The 19,929-nt window shown below is 67.2% G+C and carries 20 protein-coding genes and 1 tRNA gene; 9 read left to right on the top strand and 12 right to left on the bottom strand.

The genetic code is table 11. From position 1 onward, the window contains the following. Positions 1–21 precede the first annotated feature (21 nt). A tRNA-Asp gene (locus AB4Y68_RS00855) sits at positions 22–98 on the top strand. A gap of 114 nt (positions 99–212) precedes the next feature. Here AB4Y68_RS00855 and AB4Y68_RS00850 read toward each other — a convergent pair. Next, positions 213–1,463 carry a glycosyltransferase gene (locus AB4Y68_RS00850; RefSeq protein WP_441453211.1) on the bottom strand — a complete coding sequence of 417 codons (1,251 nt, stop codon included), beginning with the start codon at positions 1,461–1,463 and terminating at the stop codon, positions 213–215. A gap of 303 nt (positions 1,464–1,766) precedes the next feature. Between AB4Y68_RS00850 and AB4Y68_RS00845 the strand changes: the two genes are divergently transcribed. Next, positions 1,767–5,054 carry an autotransporter domain-containing protein gene (locus AB4Y68_RS00845; RefSeq protein WP_441453210.1) on the top strand — a complete coding sequence of 1,096 codons (3,288 nt, stop codon included), beginning with the start codon at positions 1,767–1,769 and terminating at the stop codon, positions 5,052–5,054. Between the two features lie 337 nt (positions 5,055–5,391). On the opposite strand, the gene AB4Y68_RS00840 is transcribed toward AB4Y68_RS00845, so the two are convergent. Further along, complete coding sequence (locus AB4Y68_RS00840) at positions 5,392–5,742, bottom strand: RusA family crossover junction endodeoxyribonuclease (RefSeq protein WP_441453208.1); 351 nt, start codon at positions 5,740–5,742, stop codon at positions 5,392–5,394. Positions 5,743–5,845: 103 nt separating this feature from the next. Here AB4Y68_RS00840 and fumC point away from each other — a divergent pair, with 103 nt between their 5' ends. Next, positions 5,846–7,237: a class II fumarate hydratase gene (gene fumC, locus AB4Y68_RS00835; protein WP_441453206.1), complete on the top strand. Its 1,392-nt coding sequence runs from the start codon at positions 5,846–5,848 to the stop codon at positions 7,235–7,237. 188 nt (positions 7,238–7,425) lie between these two features. Here fumC and AB4Y68_RS00830 read toward each other — a convergent pair whose 3' ends face one another. After that, positions 7,426–7,821 carry a YccF domain-containing protein gene (locus AB4Y68_RS00830; protein WP_441453205.1) on the bottom strand — a complete coding sequence of 132 codons (396 nt, stop codon included), beginning with the start codon at positions 7,819–7,821 and terminating at the stop codon, positions 7,426–7,428. A gap of 97 nt (positions 7,822–7,918) precedes the next feature. Then, positions 7,919–8,152, bottom strand: a complete 234-nt coding sequence (locus AB4Y68_RS00825; protein WP_441453204.1) for a DUF2171 domain-containing protein — start codon at positions 8,150–8,152, stop codon at positions 7,919–7,921. Between the two features lie 85 nt (positions 8,153–8,237). On the opposite strand from AB4Y68_RS00825, the gene AB4Y68_RS00820 reads away from it, so the two are divergent. After that, on the top strand, positions 8,238–8,831 hold the full coding sequence (locus tag AB4Y68_RS00820) for a glutathione S-transferase family protein (protein WP_441453202.1): 594 nt from the start codon (positions 8,238–8,240) through the stop codon (positions 8,829–8,831). After that, complete coding sequence (locus tag AB4Y68_RS00815; protein ID WP_441453200.1) at positions 8,831–9,016, top strand: DUF4169 family protein; 186 nt, start codon at positions 8,831–8,833, stop codon at positions 9,014–9,016. The genes AB4Y68_RS00820 and AB4Y68_RS00815 overlap by 1 nt, the downstream gene beginning before the upstream one ends. 128 nt (positions 9,017–9,144) lie before the next feature. On the opposite strand, the gene AB4Y68_RS00810 is transcribed toward AB4Y68_RS00815, so the two are convergent. Next, entirely contained in the window at positions 9,145–10,041 is an 897-nt protein-coding gene (locus tag AB4Y68_RS00810) for a DMT family transporter (RefSeq protein ID WP_441453198.1), read from the bottom strand. Positions 10,042–10,257: 216 nt separating this feature from the next. On the opposite strand from AB4Y68_RS00810, the gene AB4Y68_RS00805 reads away from it, so the two are divergent. Continuing rightward, entirely contained in the window at positions 10,258–10,494 is a 237-nt protein-coding gene (locus tag AB4Y68_RS00805) for a ribbon-helix-helix domain-containing protein (RefSeq protein WP_441453196.1), read from the top strand. After that, positions 10,491–11,210 (top strand): SIMPL domain-containing protein, encoded by a 720-nt coding sequence (locus AB4Y68_RS00800; protein ID WP_441453194.1) that lies wholly within the window; start codon positions 10,491–10,493, stop codon positions 11,208–11,210. The genes AB4Y68_RS00805 and AB4Y68_RS00800 overlap by 4 nt, the downstream gene beginning before the upstream one ends. Positions 11,211–11,266: 56 nt before the next feature. On the opposite strand, the gene AB4Y68_RS00795 is transcribed toward AB4Y68_RS00800, so the two are convergent. From AB4Y68_RS00795 to AB4Y68_RS00785, 3 genes are read right to left on the bottom strand one after another with little or no spacing between them, the layout of a single operon-like run. Further along, positions 11,267–11,608, bottom strand: a complete 342-nt coding sequence (locus tag AB4Y68_RS00795) for a DUF488 domain-containing protein (RefSeq protein ID WP_441453192.1) — start codon at positions 11,606–11,608, stop codon at positions 11,267–11,269. Positions 11,609–11,628: 20 nt separating this feature from the next. Continuing rightward, positions 11,629–11,958, bottom strand: a complete 330-nt coding sequence (locus tag AB4Y68_RS00790) for a hypothetical protein (RefSeq protein ID WP_441453191.1) — start codon at positions 11,956–11,958, stop codon at positions 11,629–11,631. 12 nt (positions 11,959–11,970) lie between these two features. Further along, positions 11,971–12,156 carry a hypothetical protein gene (locus tag AB4Y68_RS00785; protein ID WP_441453189.1) on the bottom strand — a complete coding sequence of 62 codons (186 nt, stop codon included), beginning with the start codon at positions 12,154–12,156 and terminating at the stop codon, positions 11,971–11,973. Between the two features lie 149 nt (positions 12,157–12,305). Between AB4Y68_RS00785 and AB4Y68_RS00780 the strand changes: the two genes are divergently transcribed. Then, the gene (locus AB4Y68_RS00780) at positions 12,306–14,651 is read left to right on the top strand and encodes an ATP-dependent helicase (protein ID WP_441453187.1); all 2,346 of its coding nucleotides are present in this window, start codon (positions 12,306–12,308) and stop codon (positions 14,649–14,651) included. A gap of 108 nt (positions 14,652–14,759) precedes the next feature. After that, positions 14,760–16,865, top strand: a complete 2,106-nt coding sequence (locus AB4Y68_RS00775; protein WP_441453185.1) for a DNA topoisomerase IV subunit B — start codon at positions 14,760–14,762, stop codon at positions 16,863–16,865. A 187-nt stretch (positions 16,866–17,052) separates the two neighbouring features. On the opposite strand, the gene AB4Y68_RS00770 is transcribed toward AB4Y68_RS00775, so the two are convergent. The 4 genes from AB4Y68_RS00770 to AB4Y68_RS00755 form a co-directional block, all read right to left on the bottom strand. Beyond that, complete coding sequence (locus AB4Y68_RS00770) at positions 17,053–17,481, bottom strand: molecular chaperone DnaJ (RefSeq protein ID WP_441453183.1); 429 nt, start codon at positions 17,479–17,481, stop codon at positions 17,053–17,055. A 7-nt stretch (positions 17,482–17,488) separates the two neighbouring features. Beyond that, entirely contained in the window at positions 17,489–18,334 is an 846-nt protein-coding gene (locus AB4Y68_RS00765; RefSeq protein WP_441453181.1) for a division plane positioning ATPase MipZ, read from the bottom strand. 96 nt (positions 18,335–18,430) lie between these two features. Next, complete coding sequence (locus tag AB4Y68_RS00760; RefSeq protein ID WP_441453179.1) at positions 18,431–19,072, bottom strand: SPOR domain-containing protein; 642 nt, start codon at positions 19,070–19,072, stop codon at positions 18,431–18,433. 69 nt (positions 19,073–19,141) lie between these two features. Then, positions 19,142–19,903, bottom strand: coding sequence for a chorismate mutase (locus AB4Y68_RS00755; RefSeq protein ID WP_441453178.1), 762 nt, complete (start codon positions 19,901–19,903; stop codon positions 19,142–19,144). Positions 19,904–19,929 lie beyond the last annotated feature (26 nt).

Here is a 19,929-nt window from a genome sequence, read left to right as displayed (position 1 = left end):
CTCCTCCTCGCGGAGGGGAACGCGGGTGTAGCTCAGTTGGTTAGAGTGCCGGCCTGTCACGCCGGAGGTCGCGGGTTCGAGTCCCGTCACTCGCGCCATTCTCTTCAGCGAAGAGAATGGCGCGCCCCGCCCCCGACGGGCGCCGCCTCTCTTCTCATTACATCGTCAGCACGATGCGCCGCCGCACATGACCGCGTGCGGATTCCGCGCGGCTAGTTCAGCGGCGCGACATCTTGCGGCATGACGAACTCGGAGCGACCGCTCAGTTCGCCGTAAAGCATCGACAGGTCCTCGAAGACCCGGTTCCAGGCGAATTGCTCGACCGTCTTGACCCGCGCCGCCTGACCCAGGGCCTCCACATCCCGCGCGAACAGCGCCTCGATCGCTTCGGCGTAGTCGGCGGGGTCGGCCGAGCGCGCCAACTGGCCCACGTTCAGGTCGACTGTTTCGGCCACCCCGCCTGCATCGACGCCCACGACCGGGCGACCGCAGGCCATGGCCTCCAGCACGATCAAGCCGAACGGCTCCTTGTCGTTGGCGTGCACGAAGGCGTCGCAGCTGGCGATGATCCGCGCCACGGCCCGGGGGTCCTTTTCATAGGGCAGCGAGATCACCCGATCCTCGGGCGGCATCCCGGCCCCGGCCCCGACCAGCACAAGATGATAGGGCGCGCCCAGGCGCTGCACCGCGTCGATCAGGACGTCGACATTCTTTTCCTTGGCCGGACGGCCCGCGAAGCACAGCAGGCGCGCCTCCGCGCCCAGGCCCAGCTTCTTCAGCAGCCAGTCGCGGTCCCGCCGATCGGGATGGAAGGTCTCGACCTCGACCCCGAGCGGCCGAATCACGATCCCGTCGACGCCCGCCTCCTCCAGCCGGCGCGCGATGAAGCGGCTGGGCGAAACAACGCGGTCGAACTGCGAAAACAGCTTGGCCCAGCGTTTCTCGACCGGCTTCTTGGCCCACTCGCCGAAATGCAGCGCCGCCAGACCCGCCGGATCCGAATGACAGAAGCCGACGACCGGACACCCCGCCCGCTGACCGGCCTCAAGCGCGCCCTGCCCCGGCGTATAAGGGTCGCCGGCCTCGATCACGGCCGGGTTCATCGACGCCACCCAGGCCCCCCAGCGCCGCACCGAACTGGGCCAGCGATAGCCATCGCCGAACGGCAGCTTTGCGGCGTGAAGCTGGACGATGCCGTCCGCCCCCGCCTTATGCTTGGCCCCCGGCACCACCAGAGTGTGAGCCACCGAAGGCCGATTCGCCTCAAGCCAGGCCTTTTTGGACAGGAGATAACGTTTCACCCCGCCCGAGCGGGGCGCGAACAGCATGGTCGTGTCCACCAATCGCGGACGCGGGTCGGCCGTCGAAGCCTTCAGCGTCCGCAGAGTCTCGGCGACTTCCTCGTCCAGCCCAGGAAACAGGCGAAGCTCGCTCTCCTGGACGTCGATATCGCTCATGCTCATTGCGGCGGCCTCTCCCGAGTTCAACGCCGTAAGGCGGCTGGCTCGACTTTGGATGCGACGCGCGCGTTTGGAACTCACCATGAATCGCCCGTAGCGCCGGAAACTGCTCCGCTCAAGCATCCATTTTCAGAACCCCCGTCCGTCGGCGCAGAATGGGGGCCTTCATCTCCCGTTCAGCTTCGTCGGCCTAACCCCGGCCTTGCATTCGCCTCAAATTCGAGAAACTTGGGGCATGGCGGCGGCGAGCCTGTTAAACGGGCGTTCGGCGTCCTTGCGCGTGTGTCCACGAGGGGTTTCTAACTAATGCGTATTCTGCTCGCGACCGCGGTGGCGATCGCCCCCCTGATGGCTGCCGCCGGGGCTCAGGCCGAGGTGGTGATCTCGACCGCTCGCACAACCCCGATCTCGACCTCCAACGCCACCGGTACGGCCCCGGACAGCATCCGCCTGGCCAATGGCGGTTCGGTCGCCGTGACCAGCGGCGCCGCCGTCACCATTGATTCCAACCACGGCGTGGACCTCGACAGCGGCTCCTCGATCACGATGGCCAAGGCCGCCGACGGCGCGACCGGCATCCTGGCCCAGGGCGGAACGACCGGCCCGATCACGATCGGTGGGACGATCTCGATCACCGACGACATCGAAGAATACAAGGATACAGACAAGGACGGCGACGCGGACGGTCCCTTCGCCTCCGGCACGGGCCGCTACGGCCTGCGGGTCACTGGACCTGCCGCCAAGACCGGCGACATCATGATCGAGTCGACGGGCACGATTCTGGTCGAGGGCAACAACTCGTACGGCATTTCGGTCGAAGCCCCCCTGGTCGGCAACCTGACCAGCTTCGGCAACGTCGACGTCACAGGCAATAATACGCGCGGCGTCAGCCTCAGCGGACCTGTGACGGGCAACGTCAATATCCTGGGTTCCGTAACGGCCCGAGGCGAGAACGCCGTCGGCGTAGCGGTGGACGGCGCTGTCAATGGCCGCGTCGCCATTCAGGGGACGATCACGTCAACGGGCTACCGCTACACGACCCGGCCGAACAACAAGCCCACCAGCGGCTCTGTGCCGTCCGAAACCCTCTTCCTCGAAAATCTCGACGCTGACGATCTGCTCCAGGGCGGGTCGGCCGTGCGCATCGCTGGCGACGTCTCCAAGGGCGTGCTGTTCGACGCCGCCCCCGCCTACAGCGCCGCAGGAATCGACGGCGATGACAACGGCAACGGCGTCAAGAACGGCGACGAGGACGATGACGGCGACGGCATCAAGAACCGCGATGATCCGGATCGTGACGGCGACGGTCTGCCCGACGCCAGCGAAACCACAGCCAAGATCACGACCAATGGGGCGGCGCCCGCAGTGCTCGTCGGCTCCACGGCCAACAGCGTGACGCTGGGCGTCGCGGGCACAGGAAACAACGCCTACGGCTTCGTCAATCGCGGCGAGATCTTCGGCATCGGCGTCTATGACGACGTCGCTCCGACCGCCGTTCAGTTCGGGGTCGCCGGCGGTCAGGCGGTGACGATCCAGGGCGGCGTACGGAACGAAGGCTCCATCGCGGTGCTCGCGAACAACGCTGACGCCACCGCCATCCGCTTCGCGGCGGGCGCCACCACGCCGACGGTGATCAATACCGGCGCCATCAGCGCCGCCTCGGCCTCCGATGGCGCAAATCAGGTCACGGCGATCCGTATCGAAGCCGGCGCGAACGTGTCGTCGATCAACAATGACGGAATGATCGCCGCAACGACGGGCGGCGGCGCCGCCAATACGACCGCGATCGCCGACCTCAGCGGCAGCCTGACCTCGATCACCAACACCCGCTCGATCCAGGCCAACGTCTCTCCCAATGACAAGGGCGACCCGATCACCGGCAAGGCGACCGCGATCGACGTCAGCGCCAATACATCCGGTGTCACCTTCACCCAGAAGGGCATCCCAGGAACCGCTACCGCAGGGGATCCCGACACCGACGGCGACGGGGTCACCGATTCTCGCGAGCCCTCGACGTACGGAGACATCCGTCTCGGGTCCGGCGCCGACTTCCTCGATATCCAGAACGGCCTGGTCCAGGGCGACATCTCGTTCGGCGCGGGCGCCGACCGACTGTCCATCTCGGGCGGCGCCGTGGTTCGCGGCGCGATCACCAACTCGGACGGCCAACTGGACATCGACATTTCCAAAGGCACGCTCGACGCCCGGCAGAGCGGCGTCACGGCGATCAGCAACCTGAATGTCGGCGCAGACGGCGATCTGATCGTGACGCTGGATCCGGGGAACGGCTCGAACAGCGGTTTCAAGGTAAGCGGAACCGCCAATATCGCCACCGGCGCTGGCTTGGGCGTGCGGTTCAACTCCCTTCTGCAAGCCCCCACTCGCTTCACGATCATTGACGCGAACACGCTCAATGTCGGCGCCATCGACGCCGGCGCGGTTCAGGCCAACTCGCCCTACGCCTTCGTCGTCAAGGCGGGAACCGACGCCGCCGCAGGTCAGGTCTATGTCGACGCCCGCCGCCGCTCGGCGGAAGAAGCCGGCATGATCAAGGTCGAGGCCGCGGCCTATGATTCGATCTACGGCGCGCTCGGCCAGAACGAGGCGATCCGCAACGCTGTCCTGAGCCAGACCGGCCGCGACGGCTTCTTCGACATCTATGAGCAGATGCTGCCCGACCACTCGGGCGGTCCCCTGCTCTCCCTGGCCAGCGGCGTCGACGCCGTGACCCGCGCCCTGACCGGCCGCAACGCCTCGGCCGCGCAGGGCGAAACCAGCGCCTGGGTTCAGGAAATCAACTTCTACGCCGACAAGGACAAGACCGAATCCTACGGCTTCCGCTCCGAGGGCTTCGGCGTGGCGGGCGGCGTCGAACGCGGCACCGGCATGGGCGCGGTCGGCATTTCCGCCGCCTTCACCTCTTCCGATCTGCAAGACCCCGAGGCCGCGGCCGAGGAAGTTCTATCCGCCAATCTGCTGGAACTGGGTCTCTACTGGCGCGCCCAGGGCCAGTACTGGACGACCTGGGCTCGCGCAGCGGGAGGCTATGCCTCGTTCAACGCGACCCGGAAACTGGTCGCCGACGGCCTGAACCTGAAGAATGAATCCGACTGGCATGGCTTCACCCTGGCCGCCGCCGGCGGTGCCTCTTACGAGCGCACCTTCGGTCGGGTGAACGTCCGTCCTGAAATTTACGGCGAATATTTCTCGCTGAGCGAAGGCGCACGCACCGAAAAGGGCGGCGGCGACGGCTTCGACCTCAAGATCGAAGATCGCGACGGCCACATGTTCTCCGGCGTCGCGGCCGTGAACATCGGCTACGGCTTCGGCCAGAACGGCTGGATTCGCCCAGAGGTTCGCCTCGGCTGGCGCCAGAATTTCTCGGTCGACGCCGGCACGACCATCGCCCGCTTCGCCTCGGGCGGCGACGCCTTCACCCTGGATCCCGCCAGCATCGAAGGCGGCGGCCCCATCCTCGGCTTCCGCCTGAACGTGGGCAACGAACTGGGCATGCTGGCCATCACTGGCGATGCAGAACTTCTGGAAGACTACGTCCGCTACACCCTGCTGCTGCGGGCCAGCTTCAAATTCTGATCGGATAACCTCGAACAGCAAAAAGGCCGCCGGTTCGCCCGGCGGCCTTTTTTAGTGCTGGCAAAGGGCGACGGCTTACCCCCCGCGACGCAGCCACATCATGAAGAGGCGGAAGAACACGCCTCCCGAGGCGGCTCGCAGCCGGCGCGCGCGTCGGCCCTTGCCGCGATAGACCTCAAATCCCGCCCGGTTGACCATATGGCCTGTCACTTCCACGCGCTCCCCAAGCTTGATTCTGTTGCTTCAGTCTGACCGATAGAGCCTGGCAAGAAAACCGCGACGGCGCCGAGCGGCTCATAGCGACGATCCGGTCCGCTCAAAAGCGGACACGCCCGTCTCACTCTCTCGGCAACACCCGGATCGTGATCCGCTCGCGCTCGCCCTCGCGGCGCTCGACCAGCAGGCGGGCGACCTGGCTGTCGTCATGGAACAGATAGCCCTTGATGGAATCCAACAGGGCTTTGGCCAGGTTGTCGAGGTCCATCCACGGCGCGTCGCCGACGTGCTCCATCAGGATCTCGACCGTGTAGTCGCCCCAGGCAGGACGGGACGTCCATTCCTTGCGGAAGAACTCATAGGCCAGCGGCTTGTAGTATTTGGCCTGGGTGGTCAGGCCGTCGATGGTGATCTCGACCGTGTCGCCGACCTCGCGTCCGCGCACCTTGCCTGTGCCGATCCAGCCTTCCACGCGCGCCTTGCTCCCTTAGCCAATGGTCGGGCCGCCTTGCCCCGCCGTGTCTGCGTGCTACACCGCCGGGCATCTTCCCGCCACGTCTGAGAACGAGCCTGCGATGAGCAACGTCCGCATTGAAACCGACACCTTCGGCCCCATCGAGGTCGCCGCTGACCGCTACTGGGGCGCGCAGGCGCAGCGCTCGCTCGGCAACTTCAAGATCGGCTGGGAAAAGATGCCTCTGCCGGTCGTGCGCGCCCTTGGCATCGTCAAGCGCGCCGCCGCCGAGACCAACCGCGATCTGGGCAAGCTGGACGCCAAGCTGGCCGACGCCATCATCGCCGCCGCCAATGAAGTGATCGAAGGCAAGCTGAACGACCACTTCCCGCTGGTCGTCTGGCAGACGGGTTCGGGCACCCAGTCCAATATGAACGCCAACGAGGTGATCTCGAACCGCGCCATCGAGATGCTGGGCGGCGAGATGGGCTCCAAGAAGCCGGTCCACCCCAACGACCACGTCAACATGAGCCAGTCGTCGAACGACACCTATCCCACGGCCATGCACGTCGCCTGCGCCGAACAGGTGGTCAACGACCTGCTGCCCGCGCTGAAGCACCTGCACGCCGCGCTGGACGCCAAGGCCAAGGCCTGGGCCCACATCATCAAGATCGGCCGCACCCACACCCAGGACGCCACGCCTCTGACCCTGGGTCAGGAGTTCGGCGGCTATGCGCATCAGGTCGCCATGGGCATCGAGCGCATCGAGCAGACCCTGCCCCGCCTGATGGAACTGGCCCAGGGCGGCACCGCCGTCGGCACCGGCCTGAACGCGCCGATCGGCTTTGCTGAAAAGGTCGCCGAGAACATCGCCGCCATCACCGGCCTGGCCTTCACCACCGCCCCGAACAAGTTCGAGGCCCTGGCCGCCCACGACGCCATGGTCTTCAGCCACGGCGCGATCAACACGGTCGCCGCCTCGCTGTTCAAGATCGCCAACGACATCCGCTTCCTCGGCTCCGGCCCGCGTTCGGGTCTGGGCGAACTGGCCCTGCCGGAAAACGAGCCCGGCTCGTCGATCATGCCGGGCAAGGTCAACCCGACCCAGTGTGAAGCCCTGACCCAGGTCTGCGCCCAGGTGTTCGGCAACAACGCCGCCCTGTCGTTCGCCGGCTCGCAAGGCCACTTCGAGCTGAACGTCTACAACCCCGTGATGGCCTACAACTTCCTGCAGTCGGTGCGTCTGGTCGCCGACGCGGCCATCAGCTTCACCGACAACTGCGTCGTCGGCATCGAGGCCCGCGAGGACAACATCGCGCGCGGCCTGAACAACTCGCTGATGCTGGTCACGGCCCTGAACGGCCGCCTCGGCTACGACACCTGCGCCAAGATCGCCAAGACCGCGCACAAGAACGGCACCACCCTGCGCCAGGAAACCGTCGGCGGCGGCTACCTGACCGACGCCGAGTTCGACGAAGCCGTCCGTCCCGAGAAGATGATCTCGCCGGGCTGAGATTAAGCGACACAGCTAGACAGAAGCGCCGGTCAGGTTCGCCCTGGCCGGCGCTTTTATTTGTTCCGCTCACCCCGGCGGACGCCGGGGTCCAGTCCTTTGGCTTCAGACCTGTCGGTCAGAGGCCTGATGTCGGCGACAAGTTTCTCACTGGATCCCGGCGTCCGCCGGGATGAGCGGAACAGAGGTCAGCGTCTCTCCCGGATCGTCCGCCCCACTGGCGCCAGCGACAGCTTGGCCAGTTCGACGTTCTTCAGCGCGAACGGGATGCCGATGATCGAGACGAACTGCGGCACGGCAATCAGGATGTGCGCCAAGGCGATATACCAGCCGGCCAGCACCAGCCAGATCACGTTCAGGCCCAAGCCGAGACAACCCGCGCCCAGGTCGGCCGGGTTCGGATCGCGCCAAACGATCTCTCGCCCGAACGGCCAAAAGGAATAGCTGGCGATCCGCCACGCTGAAAACGCCCACGGCAGGCCCACCACCGTCAGCGCCAGCAACAGCCCGCCGAACAGCCAGGCCAGGCCCGAGGCGAAACCGCCCAGGAAGAACCACAGCAGGTTCAGGATCAGTCGAATCAAGGCCGTCTCCCCTGCGCGATCTGCGCGCCGCCCCTGATATGGCGAAAGGCCCCGCCTGTTACAGCGGGGCCCGGATGAATTCGCGGTAAGCCTGTCCTCAGTGTTTCACGGCCCAACGCGACTTGGCTTCGTCCTTGGTCATGCTCAGGTGGACGTGGTCGTCCACACGATCGACCCAACTGACCGGGATCATGTGGTGTTTCATGCCCGAGCCGATGTCCATCTTGGCCAGCTCGATCTGATCGCCCATCACATGGTCCACTCGACCGACATGGCCGCCGTCCGAGCCGACGACTTCAAGATGTTCCTTGATCATCGAGGCGCTTATCATGGCATTCTCCGTTCCTGCTGCGGGTGATGGGATAACCCCCACGACCGCGTTCGGGTCCATGGCAGGGCCGTTCAGGGAGTTCACGATGTCGCTGCTGGTTCACCACGCGCCCCAGTCCCGCTCCACCCGCCTGCTGTGGCTGCTGGAGGAACTGGGGGCCGACTACGAGATCCACTACGTCGAGATCGAGCGGCAGGGCGGTCAGGGCCGCGCGGACCCGACCAATCCGCACCCCTTGAAACAGGCCCCCTCGGTCAGCGTCGACGGCCAACTCTTGATCGAGTCGGTGCTGATCTTCCTCTTCCTGACCGACCGCTATCCCGAGGCGAAGATGGCGCCCGGCCCGAACGATCCGCGCCGGGCCGAGTATCTGTCGTGGCTGGGTCTCTACAACAATGTGCTGGAAAGCGTCCTGACCTCGGGTCCGCCCGACAGCTGGAACGATCTGCGCAAGGCCGGCTACGCCGCGCTGGACCAGCGCTGGCGCGCGGCCATCAAGGACGGCGGCTACATCCTGGGCGAGTTCTCAGCCCTCGACATCCTGTTCGGCAGCCTGCTGCAATGGTTCCGGGGCGCCATGCCGCCGGGCGAGCCCTACGATTCATACGCCCAGCGCATCGGCGGTCGTCCGGCCCTGAAACGCGCCTGGGCCAAGGACAGCCCCGAGGGTCACGTCTGATGGGCGAAGTCGTCAATCTGAACAAGGCGAGGAAGGCCCGCGACAAGGTCGAGGGCAGACGCGCCGCCGACGCCAATCGGCTGACCTTCGGCCGCACCAAGGCGGAACGCCAGACGACGCAACAGGAGCGCGACCGCGCCGCCGCGAAGCTGGATGGTCACAAGCTGGACGAGCCGGAGACTTAACCTACCTATCCGCTCACCCCGGCGACGCCGGGGTCCAGTTATTTGGCTACAAACGTCGCGCGTGGGGCTCTCACTGGATCCCGGCGTCCGCCGGGATGAGCGGTTTGTTATTGCGCTTAAAGACGGGGCTAGGCCGCCGACCGCTTCGGCGCGCGGATCAGGAACAACTGCCCGGCCAGCACCAGCGCCAGTCCCAGCAGGGCGATGACCCCGAACGTCGCCCCCTCGAACATCACCGACACCAGCATGGCGATGGGCGGCGTCAGGGCCGAGATATAGCTGGCCAGGGCATAGCCGCGCGCCCGGGCGATGGTGAAGTACAGGCCAAAGGCGATCACCGACCCGAACAGCGACAGATACAGCAGCGAGATGACATAGGCCGGGCTCCACGCCACCGACCACGACACCCCCGTCACCAGGCCGTACAGCGCCAGAGCGCCGGTGCCGTAGGCCATGGCCCAGGCCGTGCCCGGCAGGACCTGCGCGCCCGCCTGCTGGCCCTTCCAGGCGAACCAGTTGCCGAAGGCCGAGGCGACCACCGCGATCAGGGCGAAGGTCACGCCCTCGACGGCATGAAGCCCCAGGCCGGCGCCCATGACCTCGCCGCCCGACAGGACCGCCACCCCGACCACCCCCATGCCGGCGCCCAGCCAGGCCGCCGGCGCCGCCTTCTGCTTGGAGGCCACGCGGAACAGGATCAGGTTGAGAAAGGCCAGAGCCGCAAAGATCACCGCCACTACGGCCGAAGCGATCTTCTCCTCGGACGCATAGACAAAGGCGTAGCTGATCGCGAAGGAGAACAGTCCCTGGCCCATGGCCATCAGGTGCTGCGGCCGCGTCATGGCCAATCGTCCGCCGGTCGCCTTGACCACCAGGGCCAACACCGCCGCCGCGATGGCGAAGCGCATCACCACCGACACCACCGGATCGACGGCGCCCAGCTGGAAGGTGATGGCGTACCAGGTCGTGCCCCAGATCAGGGCGCAGACGCCGATCCCGCCCAGCGCCAGCGCGGCTGGAGACATCGGGGACTTCACAGGCTGGGTCACAGGCAGGGCCTCAAGGCGACTCACGGAAACGAAACCGGGACCTCCGTTAGCATCTGATCGTGGCTGCCGCGCCTCACGTCTTGCAGCCTTATGTGACGCTCGCACGTTCTGCTAAGCTCGCCCGTGAACAGGATCTCTCCGATGCGCTTCCTTCCGCTGATCGCCCCGCTCGCCCTCGGCGTCCGCTAAACCGTGAGCAGCCTCGCCAAGCGTTCCGTCCTCCTGTCCGGCCACGCCACCTCTGTGGCGCTGGAACCGGAATTCTGGGCGGTGCTGGACGCCATCGGGGCTGAACTGAACCTCGGCCGCGCCGCTCTGTTGATCCGTATCGACGAATGGCGCGGCCGCCGCCCCCTCGCCTCGGCCTGCCGGGTTTTGGCCCTGCAATGGACCGGCGGCGACCGCAGCTTCGCAGGAACAGACATATGACCAATGACAACCGCCTGATCCCCGCCGCCGTCATCGGCGGTCTGCTGGCCGTGGGCCTGATCGGCGGGGGCGCGCTGATCGGCCAGGGCGTGGTCAACGCCCGCGTGGGCGACCGCTCCGTCACCGTGCGCGGCTTGGCCGAGCGCGACGTGAAGGCCGATCTGGCCGTCCTGCCGATCCGCTTCACCGCCTCTGGCGAGGTCCTGTCCGAGGTTCAGGCCCGCATCGACGGCGATCTGGTCATCGTGCGCCAGTTCCTCAAGGCTCAGGGCTATCCCGACACCGCGGTTGACCTGGGTCAGTTGGGCGTCGTCGACACCCGCTCGCGCGAATACGCCAGCCAGACCGGCGGGCCGCGCTTCATCCTGACCCAGACGGTGAATGTGCGCACCAACGACGTCGATCGGGTCCAGACCACCACCCGCAACCTGAACGACCTGGTCCGTCAGGGCGTGGTGCTGCAGGACTTCCAGGGACCGTCCTACATCTTCACCAAGCTCAACGACGTCCGCCCCGCCATGATCGCCGAGGCCACCGCCGCCGCCCGCACCGGCGCCGTCCAGTTCGCCAAGGACTCCGGCGCCCCGCTGGGGCCGATCAAGTCAGCGGGTCAGGGCTCATTCGAAATCCTGCCCCGCGACGGGACTGGCGACGAAGCCACGTCCCTGAACAAGAAGGTCCGCGTCGTCACCACCATCAGCTACCGGCTGAAGTAGGCCTCCAAACCGCGCTCATCCGGCGAAGGCGGGGATGAGCGGTGGGATATGACTGCTCACTTCCCTTCCAGATAGGCCGCCAGCACGACGGCGTCGTTGTGGGCCTCGTCCTTCGCGCCATAGATCAGCGTCGTTTTCCCCGCGCGGATCGCCTGGGTCAATTGCGCCACGATCTCGGTGTTGGCGTCCAGTTCGGCCCGGTAGCGACGCTGGAACTCGTCCCATCGCGCGGGATCATGGCCGAACCACTGGCGCAGGCCGGTGCTGGGCGCGATCTCCTTGAGCCACAGATCGATCGCCGCCTTGTCCTTGCTCACGCCGCGCGGCCACAGCCGGTCGACCAGAACGCGCTGACCGTCATCAGAGGCGGCGGGTTCATAGGCGCGCTTTAGGGCCACCTTGACCGGTCCCCGTCCCATCATCGGCCCTGAGGCTCGGGCGTCGGCGCCGAAACGGTCGGCGGCTCGGCAGGGCGGGGCACGTCGGGCAAGACCGGCCGGTCAGGCAATCTCGGCGCCTCCGGCAGCTTGGGCCTCGGAACATTGATGTTCAGATTGACGTCCGGCGCCTCGGGCGCGGCGGGACGTCCGCCCGAATAGAGGAACCAGCCGATCACCGCGACCGCGACGATCAGCCCGCCAACGATGAGGGCCAGCAAGCCGCCGCCGCCCTTTCGTTCAGGGGTCGTGGTGTTGATCGTCGTCTGATGCACGACGCGATCAGGCGGCGGGATATTGGGATCCGTCATTCCAGCGCTCCTTTATTGACCGCCCGGCGCGGCCGGCGCCGACACCTCTGGCAGCTTCACATCGACGTCGACCTTCTTGGTCTCCGGCACGCCGCCCCTGCCAAACAGGAACCAGGCCAAGACCGCCACCACGACCACCAGGCCGCCAACGATAAAAGCCAGTCCGGCGTTGCCGCCTCCGCTTGAGCTCTCAGCCATTCGTTTCCCTTCCATCGCTTCCCCTGAGGTCGAGAGAACGGGGGTCAGGCTTGGCGGTTCCCGCCGGCCATTTTTCGCAAGGGCCTGACTTTGGTCTCTGTGCTGCTTATGTTCTCCTCCGAATCCGCCTTGCGTGAGCCGCTTATCCTGTGACCGACCTGCCCGCCCCCCGCATTTCCGACCTCGCGCGCGCCCAGTCGCCCGACGGCGCCGCCGGCGTTCGCGACTACCTGTCCGGCCTGAACCCCGAACAGAGGCTGGCGGTCGAGACGACCGAGGGGCCGGTTCTGGTCCTGGCCGGCGCCGGCACCGGCAAGACCCGCGTCCTGACCACCCGTCTGGCCCACATCCTGGCCACCGGCCGGGCCAAGCCGTGGGAACTGCTGGTCGTCACCTTCACCAACAAGGCCGCGCGCGAGATGCGCGAGCGGATCACCCACCTGATCGGCCCCTCGGCCGAGGGCCTGCGCTGGCTCGGCACCTTCCACTCGGTCGCGGCCCAGATCCTGCGACGCCATTCGGAACTGGTCGGACTGAAATCCAGCTTCACCATCCTGGACACCGACGATCAGGAACGGCTGCTGAAACAGCTGCTCGAAGCCGCCAATATTGACACCAAGAAGCACACGCCCAAGTCGCTGGCCCACCTGATCGACCACTGGAAGAACCGCGGCTGGACGCCCGAGAAGCTGCCGCCGGGCGAGGACTTCGCCAACGGCAAGGGCCACGCCCTCTACGCCGCCTATCAGAAGCGGCTGGCCACGCTGAACGCCTGCGACTTCGGCGACCTGCTGCTGCACAACCTGACCATCCTGTCGAAACACGCTGATCTGGCTGAGGAATATCGCCGCCGGTTCCGCTACATCCTGGTGGACGAGTATCAGGACACCAACGTCGCCCAGTATCTGTGGCTGCGGCTGCTGACCGCCTCGACCGGCAATGTCTGCTGCGTCGGCGACGACGATCAGTCGATCTACGGCTGGCGCGGGGCCGAGGTGGACAACATCCTGCGCTTCGAACGCGACTTCCCCGGCGCCAAGATCGTCAAGCTGGAGCGCAACTACCGCTCAACCAAGCACATCCTCGGCGCCGCCTCGGCCCTGATCGCGACCAATCAGGACCGTCTGGGCAAGACCCTGTGGACCGAGGACGACAGCGGCGACAAGGTCCGCGTGCGCGGCGTCTGGGACGGCGAGGCCGAGGCCCGCCTGATCGCCGACGAGATCGAGACCGCCCGCAAGACCGGTCTGAAGTACAAGGACATGGCCGTCCTGGTGCGCGCCTCCTTCCAGATGCGGGCGTTCGAAGAACGCTTCGTCATGCTGGCCGTCCCCTATCAGGTCATCGGCGGCCCCCGCTTCTTCGAGCGCGCCGAAATCCGCGACGCCCACGCCTACCTCCGCCTGATCCAGTCCGAGGACGACGATCTGGCCTTCGAGCGCATCGTCAATGTGCCCAAGCGCGGCATCGGCGAGACCAGCGTCCAGAAAATCCTGCATATCGCGCGAGAGAACGGCGTCTCGGCCATGCAGGCCGTCCGCCACCTGATCACCACGGACGAGCTTCAGGCCCGCACCCGCACGCCCCTGGCCAACTTCGTGCGCGACCTCGACCGCTGGCGCGACCTGGCGACCATGGGCACGCCCCACTGGCAGGTGACCGAGACCCTGCTGGACGAGAGCGGCTACACCGACATGCAGAAGGCCGACCGCACCAGCGGCCAGACGCGCCTGGACAACCTCAAGGAACTGACCCAGGCCATGCAGGCGTTCGAGACGCTGCAGGCCTATCTGGAGCACGTCTCCCTGGTCATGGACCTGGACCGGGCCGCGCCCGAGTCCGAGACGGGCGCGGTCCAGATCATGACCCTGCACGGCGCCAAGGGGCTGGAGTTCCCGCTGGTCTTCCTGCCCGGCTGGGAGGAAGGCGTCTTTCCCTCGCAGCGCAGCATCGACGAGAAGGGCGTTAAGGGCCTCGAGGAGGAACGCCGCCTCGCCTACGTCGGCGTCACCCGCGCCAAGCAGGACGCGCGCATCAGCTTCGCCGCCAACCGTCTGGTCTATGGCCGCTGGACCTCGCAACTGCCCAGCCGCTTCGTCGACGAACTGCCCCTTGCCCACGTCGAGCCGCAGTCCGACACCGGCTACTACGGCGCCTCAACCGGCATGAAAGAGGCCAAGAGCCGCTGGGACGAGGCCCCCTCCTTCGGCAGCGGCTATTCCAGCCCCGGCTGGAAACGCGCCCAGAGCTTCACCTCGGGCCAACCGGCGCGTTCCGCCTCAACGCCCGCTCGCAAGGCCGTCATCGAGGGCGAAGGCCGCCTGATCGCCACCGCCGTCCCCAAGGCCGGTTCCAGTTGGTCGCGCGGCGACCGCGTCTTCCACCAGAAATTCGGCTACGGCGCCGTCCGCGCGGTCGAGGGCAACAAGCTGGTCGTCGCCTTCGAAAAGGCCGGCGAGAAGAAGGTCATCGACAGCTTCGTGGAGAAGGCGTGAATCGCCGCACAGGCTTCTCCACAACAACCTGCCGCCCCGGCGTCGCGCTTGCGTCGAACCGGCGCGGGGCCTACCAGATCGAACCCCGAATCGCCCCAGACTGCGTAGATGGCTGACCTTTTCTCCACGCTCGACGACCCTGAACCCACCCAACCGAGCGTTCCGGAAAAAGCGCCCGCACCCGCACTAGCGCCTGTCCCGGCGCCCATCCCGGCTCCGGCCCCCGTCGCGCACGAGCCCAAGGTCGAACTGACGTCGCACGCCAGTGCGGCGACGGCGGCCGCCACCGGCTATTCGGCCTCCTCGATCGAAGTGCTGGAGGGGCTGGAGCCCGTCCGCAAGCGCCCCGGCATGTATATCGGCGGCACCGACGAGCGCGCCCTGCACCACCTGTTCGCCGAAGTCCTCGACAACGCGATGGACGAGGCCGTGGCCCGCCACGCCAAGCTGATCACCGTCGATCTGGACGCCGACGGCTTCCTGTCGGTTCGCGACGACGGGCGCGGCATCCCGGTCGACCCCCACCCCAAACACCCGGGCAAGTCGGCGCTGGAAGTCGTCATGACCGTGCTGCACTCGGGCGGCAAGTTCTCGGGCAAGGCCTATGAGACCTCGGGCGGCCTGCACGGCGTCGGCGTCTCGGTGGTCAACGCCCTGTCGGACCATCTGAACGTCACGGTCTGGCGCGACGGCTTCGAGTGGCGGCAGTCCTTCAGCCGCGGCCTTGTGCAAGGCCCCATCCAGCAGATCGGCCCCTCGAAGAAGAAGGGCACCCTGATCCGCTTCCATCCGGACGAGCAAATCTTCGGCGTCGGCGCGGCCTTTAAACCCGCCCGTCTCTACCGCATGGCCCGCGCCAAGGCCTATCTGTTCCGCGGCGTCGAGATCAGATGGACCTGCGCCCCGGAACGCATCACCGACGCCACCCCGGCCGAGGCGACCCTGCACTTCCCCGGCGGTCTGGCCGACGCCCTGGCCGAGCGCGTGGGCGAGTTGGAAACCGTCACCCCCGTCTTCGCCGGCCGCGCGGAGAAAAAGGGCGAGGCAGGCGCGCTGGAATGGGCCGTCACCTGGTCGCCCATCGGCTTCGGCGACGTCGACAGCTTCATCGGCTCCTACTGCAACACCGTCTCGACCCCCGACGGCGGCACGCATGAGGCGGGCTTCCGCTCCGCCCTGGTCAAGGGCCTGAAATCCTATGGCGAACTGATCAACGAGAAGCGCGCCGCCCAGATCACGGCCGAGGACGTCATCGCCAACGCCGGCGCCCTGATCTCGGTCTTCATCCGCAACCCGGAATTCCAGGGCCAGACCAAGGACCGCCTGTCGTCGCCCGAGGGCCAGCGGCTGACCGAACAGCTTCTGCGCGACCCGTTCGACCACTGGCTGACCGAAAGTCCGAAACAGGCCAACGCCCTGCTCGGCTTCGTCATCGACCGCGCCGAGGACCGCCTGCGCCGCCGCAAGGACAAGGAAGTCCAGCGCGCCGCCGCCACCCGCAAGCTGCGTCTGCCGGGCAAGCTGTCCGACTGTTCGCGGCAATCGGCCCAGGGCACCGAACTCTTCATCGTCGAGGGCGACTCGGCTGGCGGCTCGGCCAAGCAGGCGCGCGACCGCACCACCCAGGCTATCCTGCCCCTGCGCGGCAAGATCCTGAACGTCGCCTCGGCCACCGCAGACAAGCTGCGCGCCAACGTCGAACTGTCCGACCTGGCCCTGGCCCTCGGCGTCCAGCCGGGCGCCCGGTTCAACATCGAAGACCTCCGCTACGAGCGTATCGTCATCATGACCGACGCCGACGTGGACGGGGCGCACATCGCGGCGCTGCTGATCACCTTCTTCTATCGCTCCATGCCCGAGACCATCCGCCAGGGCCGCCTCTTCATGGCCCTGCCGCCGCTCTATCGCATCAGCGCCGGCCCCTTGAGCGAATACGCCCGCGACGAGGCCCACCGCGACGAGCTGATGGCCACGGTCTTCAAGGGCAAGAAGGTCGAGATCGGGCGCTTCAAGGGCCTGGGCGAGATGATGGCCTCCCAGCTGAAGGAGACCACCATGGATCCGAAGAAGCGGACCCTGGCCCGCGTCTCCCTGCCCGACAGCGAAGAAGAAATCGAAGATCTGGTCGAACGCCTGATGGGCCGCAAGGCCGAGGCCCGCTACCAGTTCATCCAGGACAACGCCCGCTTCGCCGTCGCGGATCTGGACGTCTAATCGAGGCGATCCTCCCCCGTTTACGGGGGAGGGGGACCGCCGCAGGCGGTGGAGGGGGCGGAAGCAAACGCTGCCCTCGTCCCTTCGAACCACCCGAAACTCACTTCAAAATCGAGCGCCCCTCGCTCGCCCTCTCCACCATGCTCCGCATGGTCCCCCTCCCCCGCTTCGCAGGGGAGGATCGAGTTCACCCCTTCAGCAACCGATCCCGCGCGGCGTTGACGCGCGCGGCCAGCCCTTCGGTGCCGCCCTGATCAGGATGTGCCCGCGCCATAAGACGACGCCAGGCGGACTGGATGGCTTCAGGCGTGGCGTCTGCCGGGACGCCCAGGATAGCCCGCGCTTCAGCCTCAGACAGACGCTCAGTCCGCGGGGCGCGCGGCGGCACGATGCGAATGCGCGACTGAACCGCCAGCCACAGGCCTGCCCCCGCCAGCCCCACCGCCGCCAGCCAGACCCCGCGGGAGGCGGCCAGAACCGCTCCCGCGAACAGGGCCGTGCTGAGGATGGTCGCGGAAATGCGCCAGTGGCCGCGCCGCGCGCGCTCGGTCTGGCGGCCCAACCGGACCAGCGCCCAGACCGCCACGGCGGCGAGCGCCAGCCAGATCAGGCCCATGGGACGATCAGGCCGCCGCGTCCAGCGGAGACAACGAGCCCCCTTTGGCGTCGTCCAGACCCAGGGCCTGCATCAGATTGCGCAACTCCTGACGCGCCGCGACGTGGGCCAGGGACACCGATACCGGGCGGATGTCGTTCGACAAGTCGGCGACCGTCAGGCCGAAGGGGAACAACTCGCGATAGATGACCCGGTCGCGCAGGCCCGGCCCGACGCGGAAGCCGACGCGCTTGGCCAGCTTCATCATCCGCTCTTCCAGACGGCGACGGTTGCGGGCCTCGGCCACGGCCAGGCGGTTGGTGACGACGATCCAGTCGATCGTCACCTGACGGCCCTCGGTGATGGCGCGGTGCTTGCGCGCCTCCCAGACGCTCTCGGAATAGATGGAGGGCTTTTTCAGATCCAGCGTCACCGGATCGACCTCGCCCAGCAGGTCGAAGTCGACGAAACTGTCGTTCATCGGCGTGACGATCTGGTCGGCGCGGGCATGGGCGGCGCGCGACAGGGCGGTGTCGCCGCCGGGCGTGTCGATCAGGATGATGTCGGCGGACCCTTGCGCCTCCGCGTAGGCAGCCTCGAACCGGGCCAACTGCTCGGCTTCGTCGGCCTTGGCCAGCGCCTTGCCGTCGCCCATGTCGGGCACGATCGGCATGGGCAGGGGCTGCGCATTGGCCGCCGTCCACGCCCCACGGTTCGAGAAGAACTTCTCCATCGACCGCTGGCGCAGGTCCAGATCGATGATGGCGACCTTCTTGCCCGCGTGCAGCAGGCCGGTGACGATGTGAATGGCCAGGGTGGACTTGCCCGCCCCGCCCTTTTCATTGCCGATGACGATGACCTGAGGCTGCGCCATTTTGGATTCCGTTGCTTCGACAGACGCGACTCAATCGTTCGCAGCCCGCCCCTAGACCCCTAGATCGGGCCAAGGGCGTCAGTCGTCAACGAAACCTTAAGCTGCGCCTGTGGACGATGCGCCAGCTGCGGCCCGAACGCACCATGGATCGGCCGCTGCGGCCTTGGCGCAAAGGGCCTTGGCCTGAGCCGATCCGGCGCGAACCTTCAGCCGGATCAGACGCCGACCGTTGACCTCGACCGGCTCGAAGACGGGGTTCAGACCGCTGGTCCCCTGCCCCAACCGCTCCCACGCCGCCTGGGCCGAGGCCTGACTGGCATAGGCGCCCAGTTGGATCAGGGCGCTGGACGAGGACGCGGCGACCACGGCGGGCCGTGACGGCTTGGCAGCCGATTGCTGCGCCGCCTGCACGGCGGGCGGCGCCTCAGGATCAAGAAACACCGGCGGCATGGCCGGCAGGACAGCCGCAGCCTTGCTCGTCAGCCCGTCGCGGGCGTCCCACAACTGATGCGGCGTCAGAAGCTCGACCTTGAGCGGACGCAGGCCCGCCTCCCGAGCGTTGCGCGGCCCGGCGGGCTCACGCGCGGGTTCAGCGCTGCGGCTCGACAGCGGAATGGCCGCAATCTGATCCGCCACGCTTTCGAAACGATGAGGATCAGCCTCAGTCATGCCGCAGCCGGCCAGCAGCGCCGCGAGGGCGCCGACCGAACCAAGCCGCAGAATGACAGAAGCGTTCATAGCGCCACAGTGGACGCCGCTCTTTGAGACAGGGTTGAGGAACAGGCTTAACGCCCGTTCACTCTTTAATCAGCCGATGGCCCCGACGCAGCCTTCCGCCTCGCCCGGCGCCACGTCGGCGTCGGTCAGGGCCAGGGTCCAGCCGTGGTGGGTGTTCAGGCCCCAACGGCGCGAGCCGGAACCGTCGCCGGCGTCGCCGCCGACCGTCACCACCACGCGGCGGCCCGTCGGCAGGGCCGGCGGATCAATCTTGCCCACGGCCAGCGAGGTCGGGGTTTCGCCGCCGTAGCCGTCGAAGACGCTCAGCATCGACCATTCGCGACGCAGACCCATCCACCAGGCGTCCTCGGTGTTGATCGACAGGACCGCCACGCCATGACCTTCGGCGGCATGCGCCAGCGCGGCCTGCGGATCGCGGACCAGCTTGATGTCGGCGGCGGCGCCGAAGCGCAGGCGGGCGCCGTCCACGGCCTTGGCCGGGTCGATGGGGGCCCAGACGTGGACCTGCAGCCGGCCCTGACGCGCCAGACCCCAGCCCACGATCTCGCGCCACAGGTGCTCGACCGCCTCCCGGTTTTCGGGTTCGCACTGCTTCAGGACGCGGGCCTGAACGGCCTGTTCGCGGTCGGGGCGCAGCTTGGTGTGGGGGCCGGTCGGCGCGTCCTTGGCCTTGCCGACCTGGGCGGCGATGGCGAGGCGGCGCTCGAACAGGTTCAGGATCTGGTCGTCCAGGCTGTCGATCTCGGCGCGCAGGGCGGCCAGCGCCTTCTGCTCGGGCGACAGTTCGGCTTGGTCAGCGGGCCAGACTTGCTGGAGATTGGAATTGGGCATGGGATTGGGCTTTCAGCATTCGAATT

Origin of the sequence: Brevundimonas sp. 2YAF1, assembly GCF_052114745.1 — a bacterium.
GTDB lineage: Bacteria > Pseudomonadota > Alphaproteobacteria > Caulobacterales > Caulobacteraceae > Brevundimonas.
Note: the sequence above shows the minus strand (reverse complement) of the source record. Positions and strands in the feature narration are given on the sequence as shown.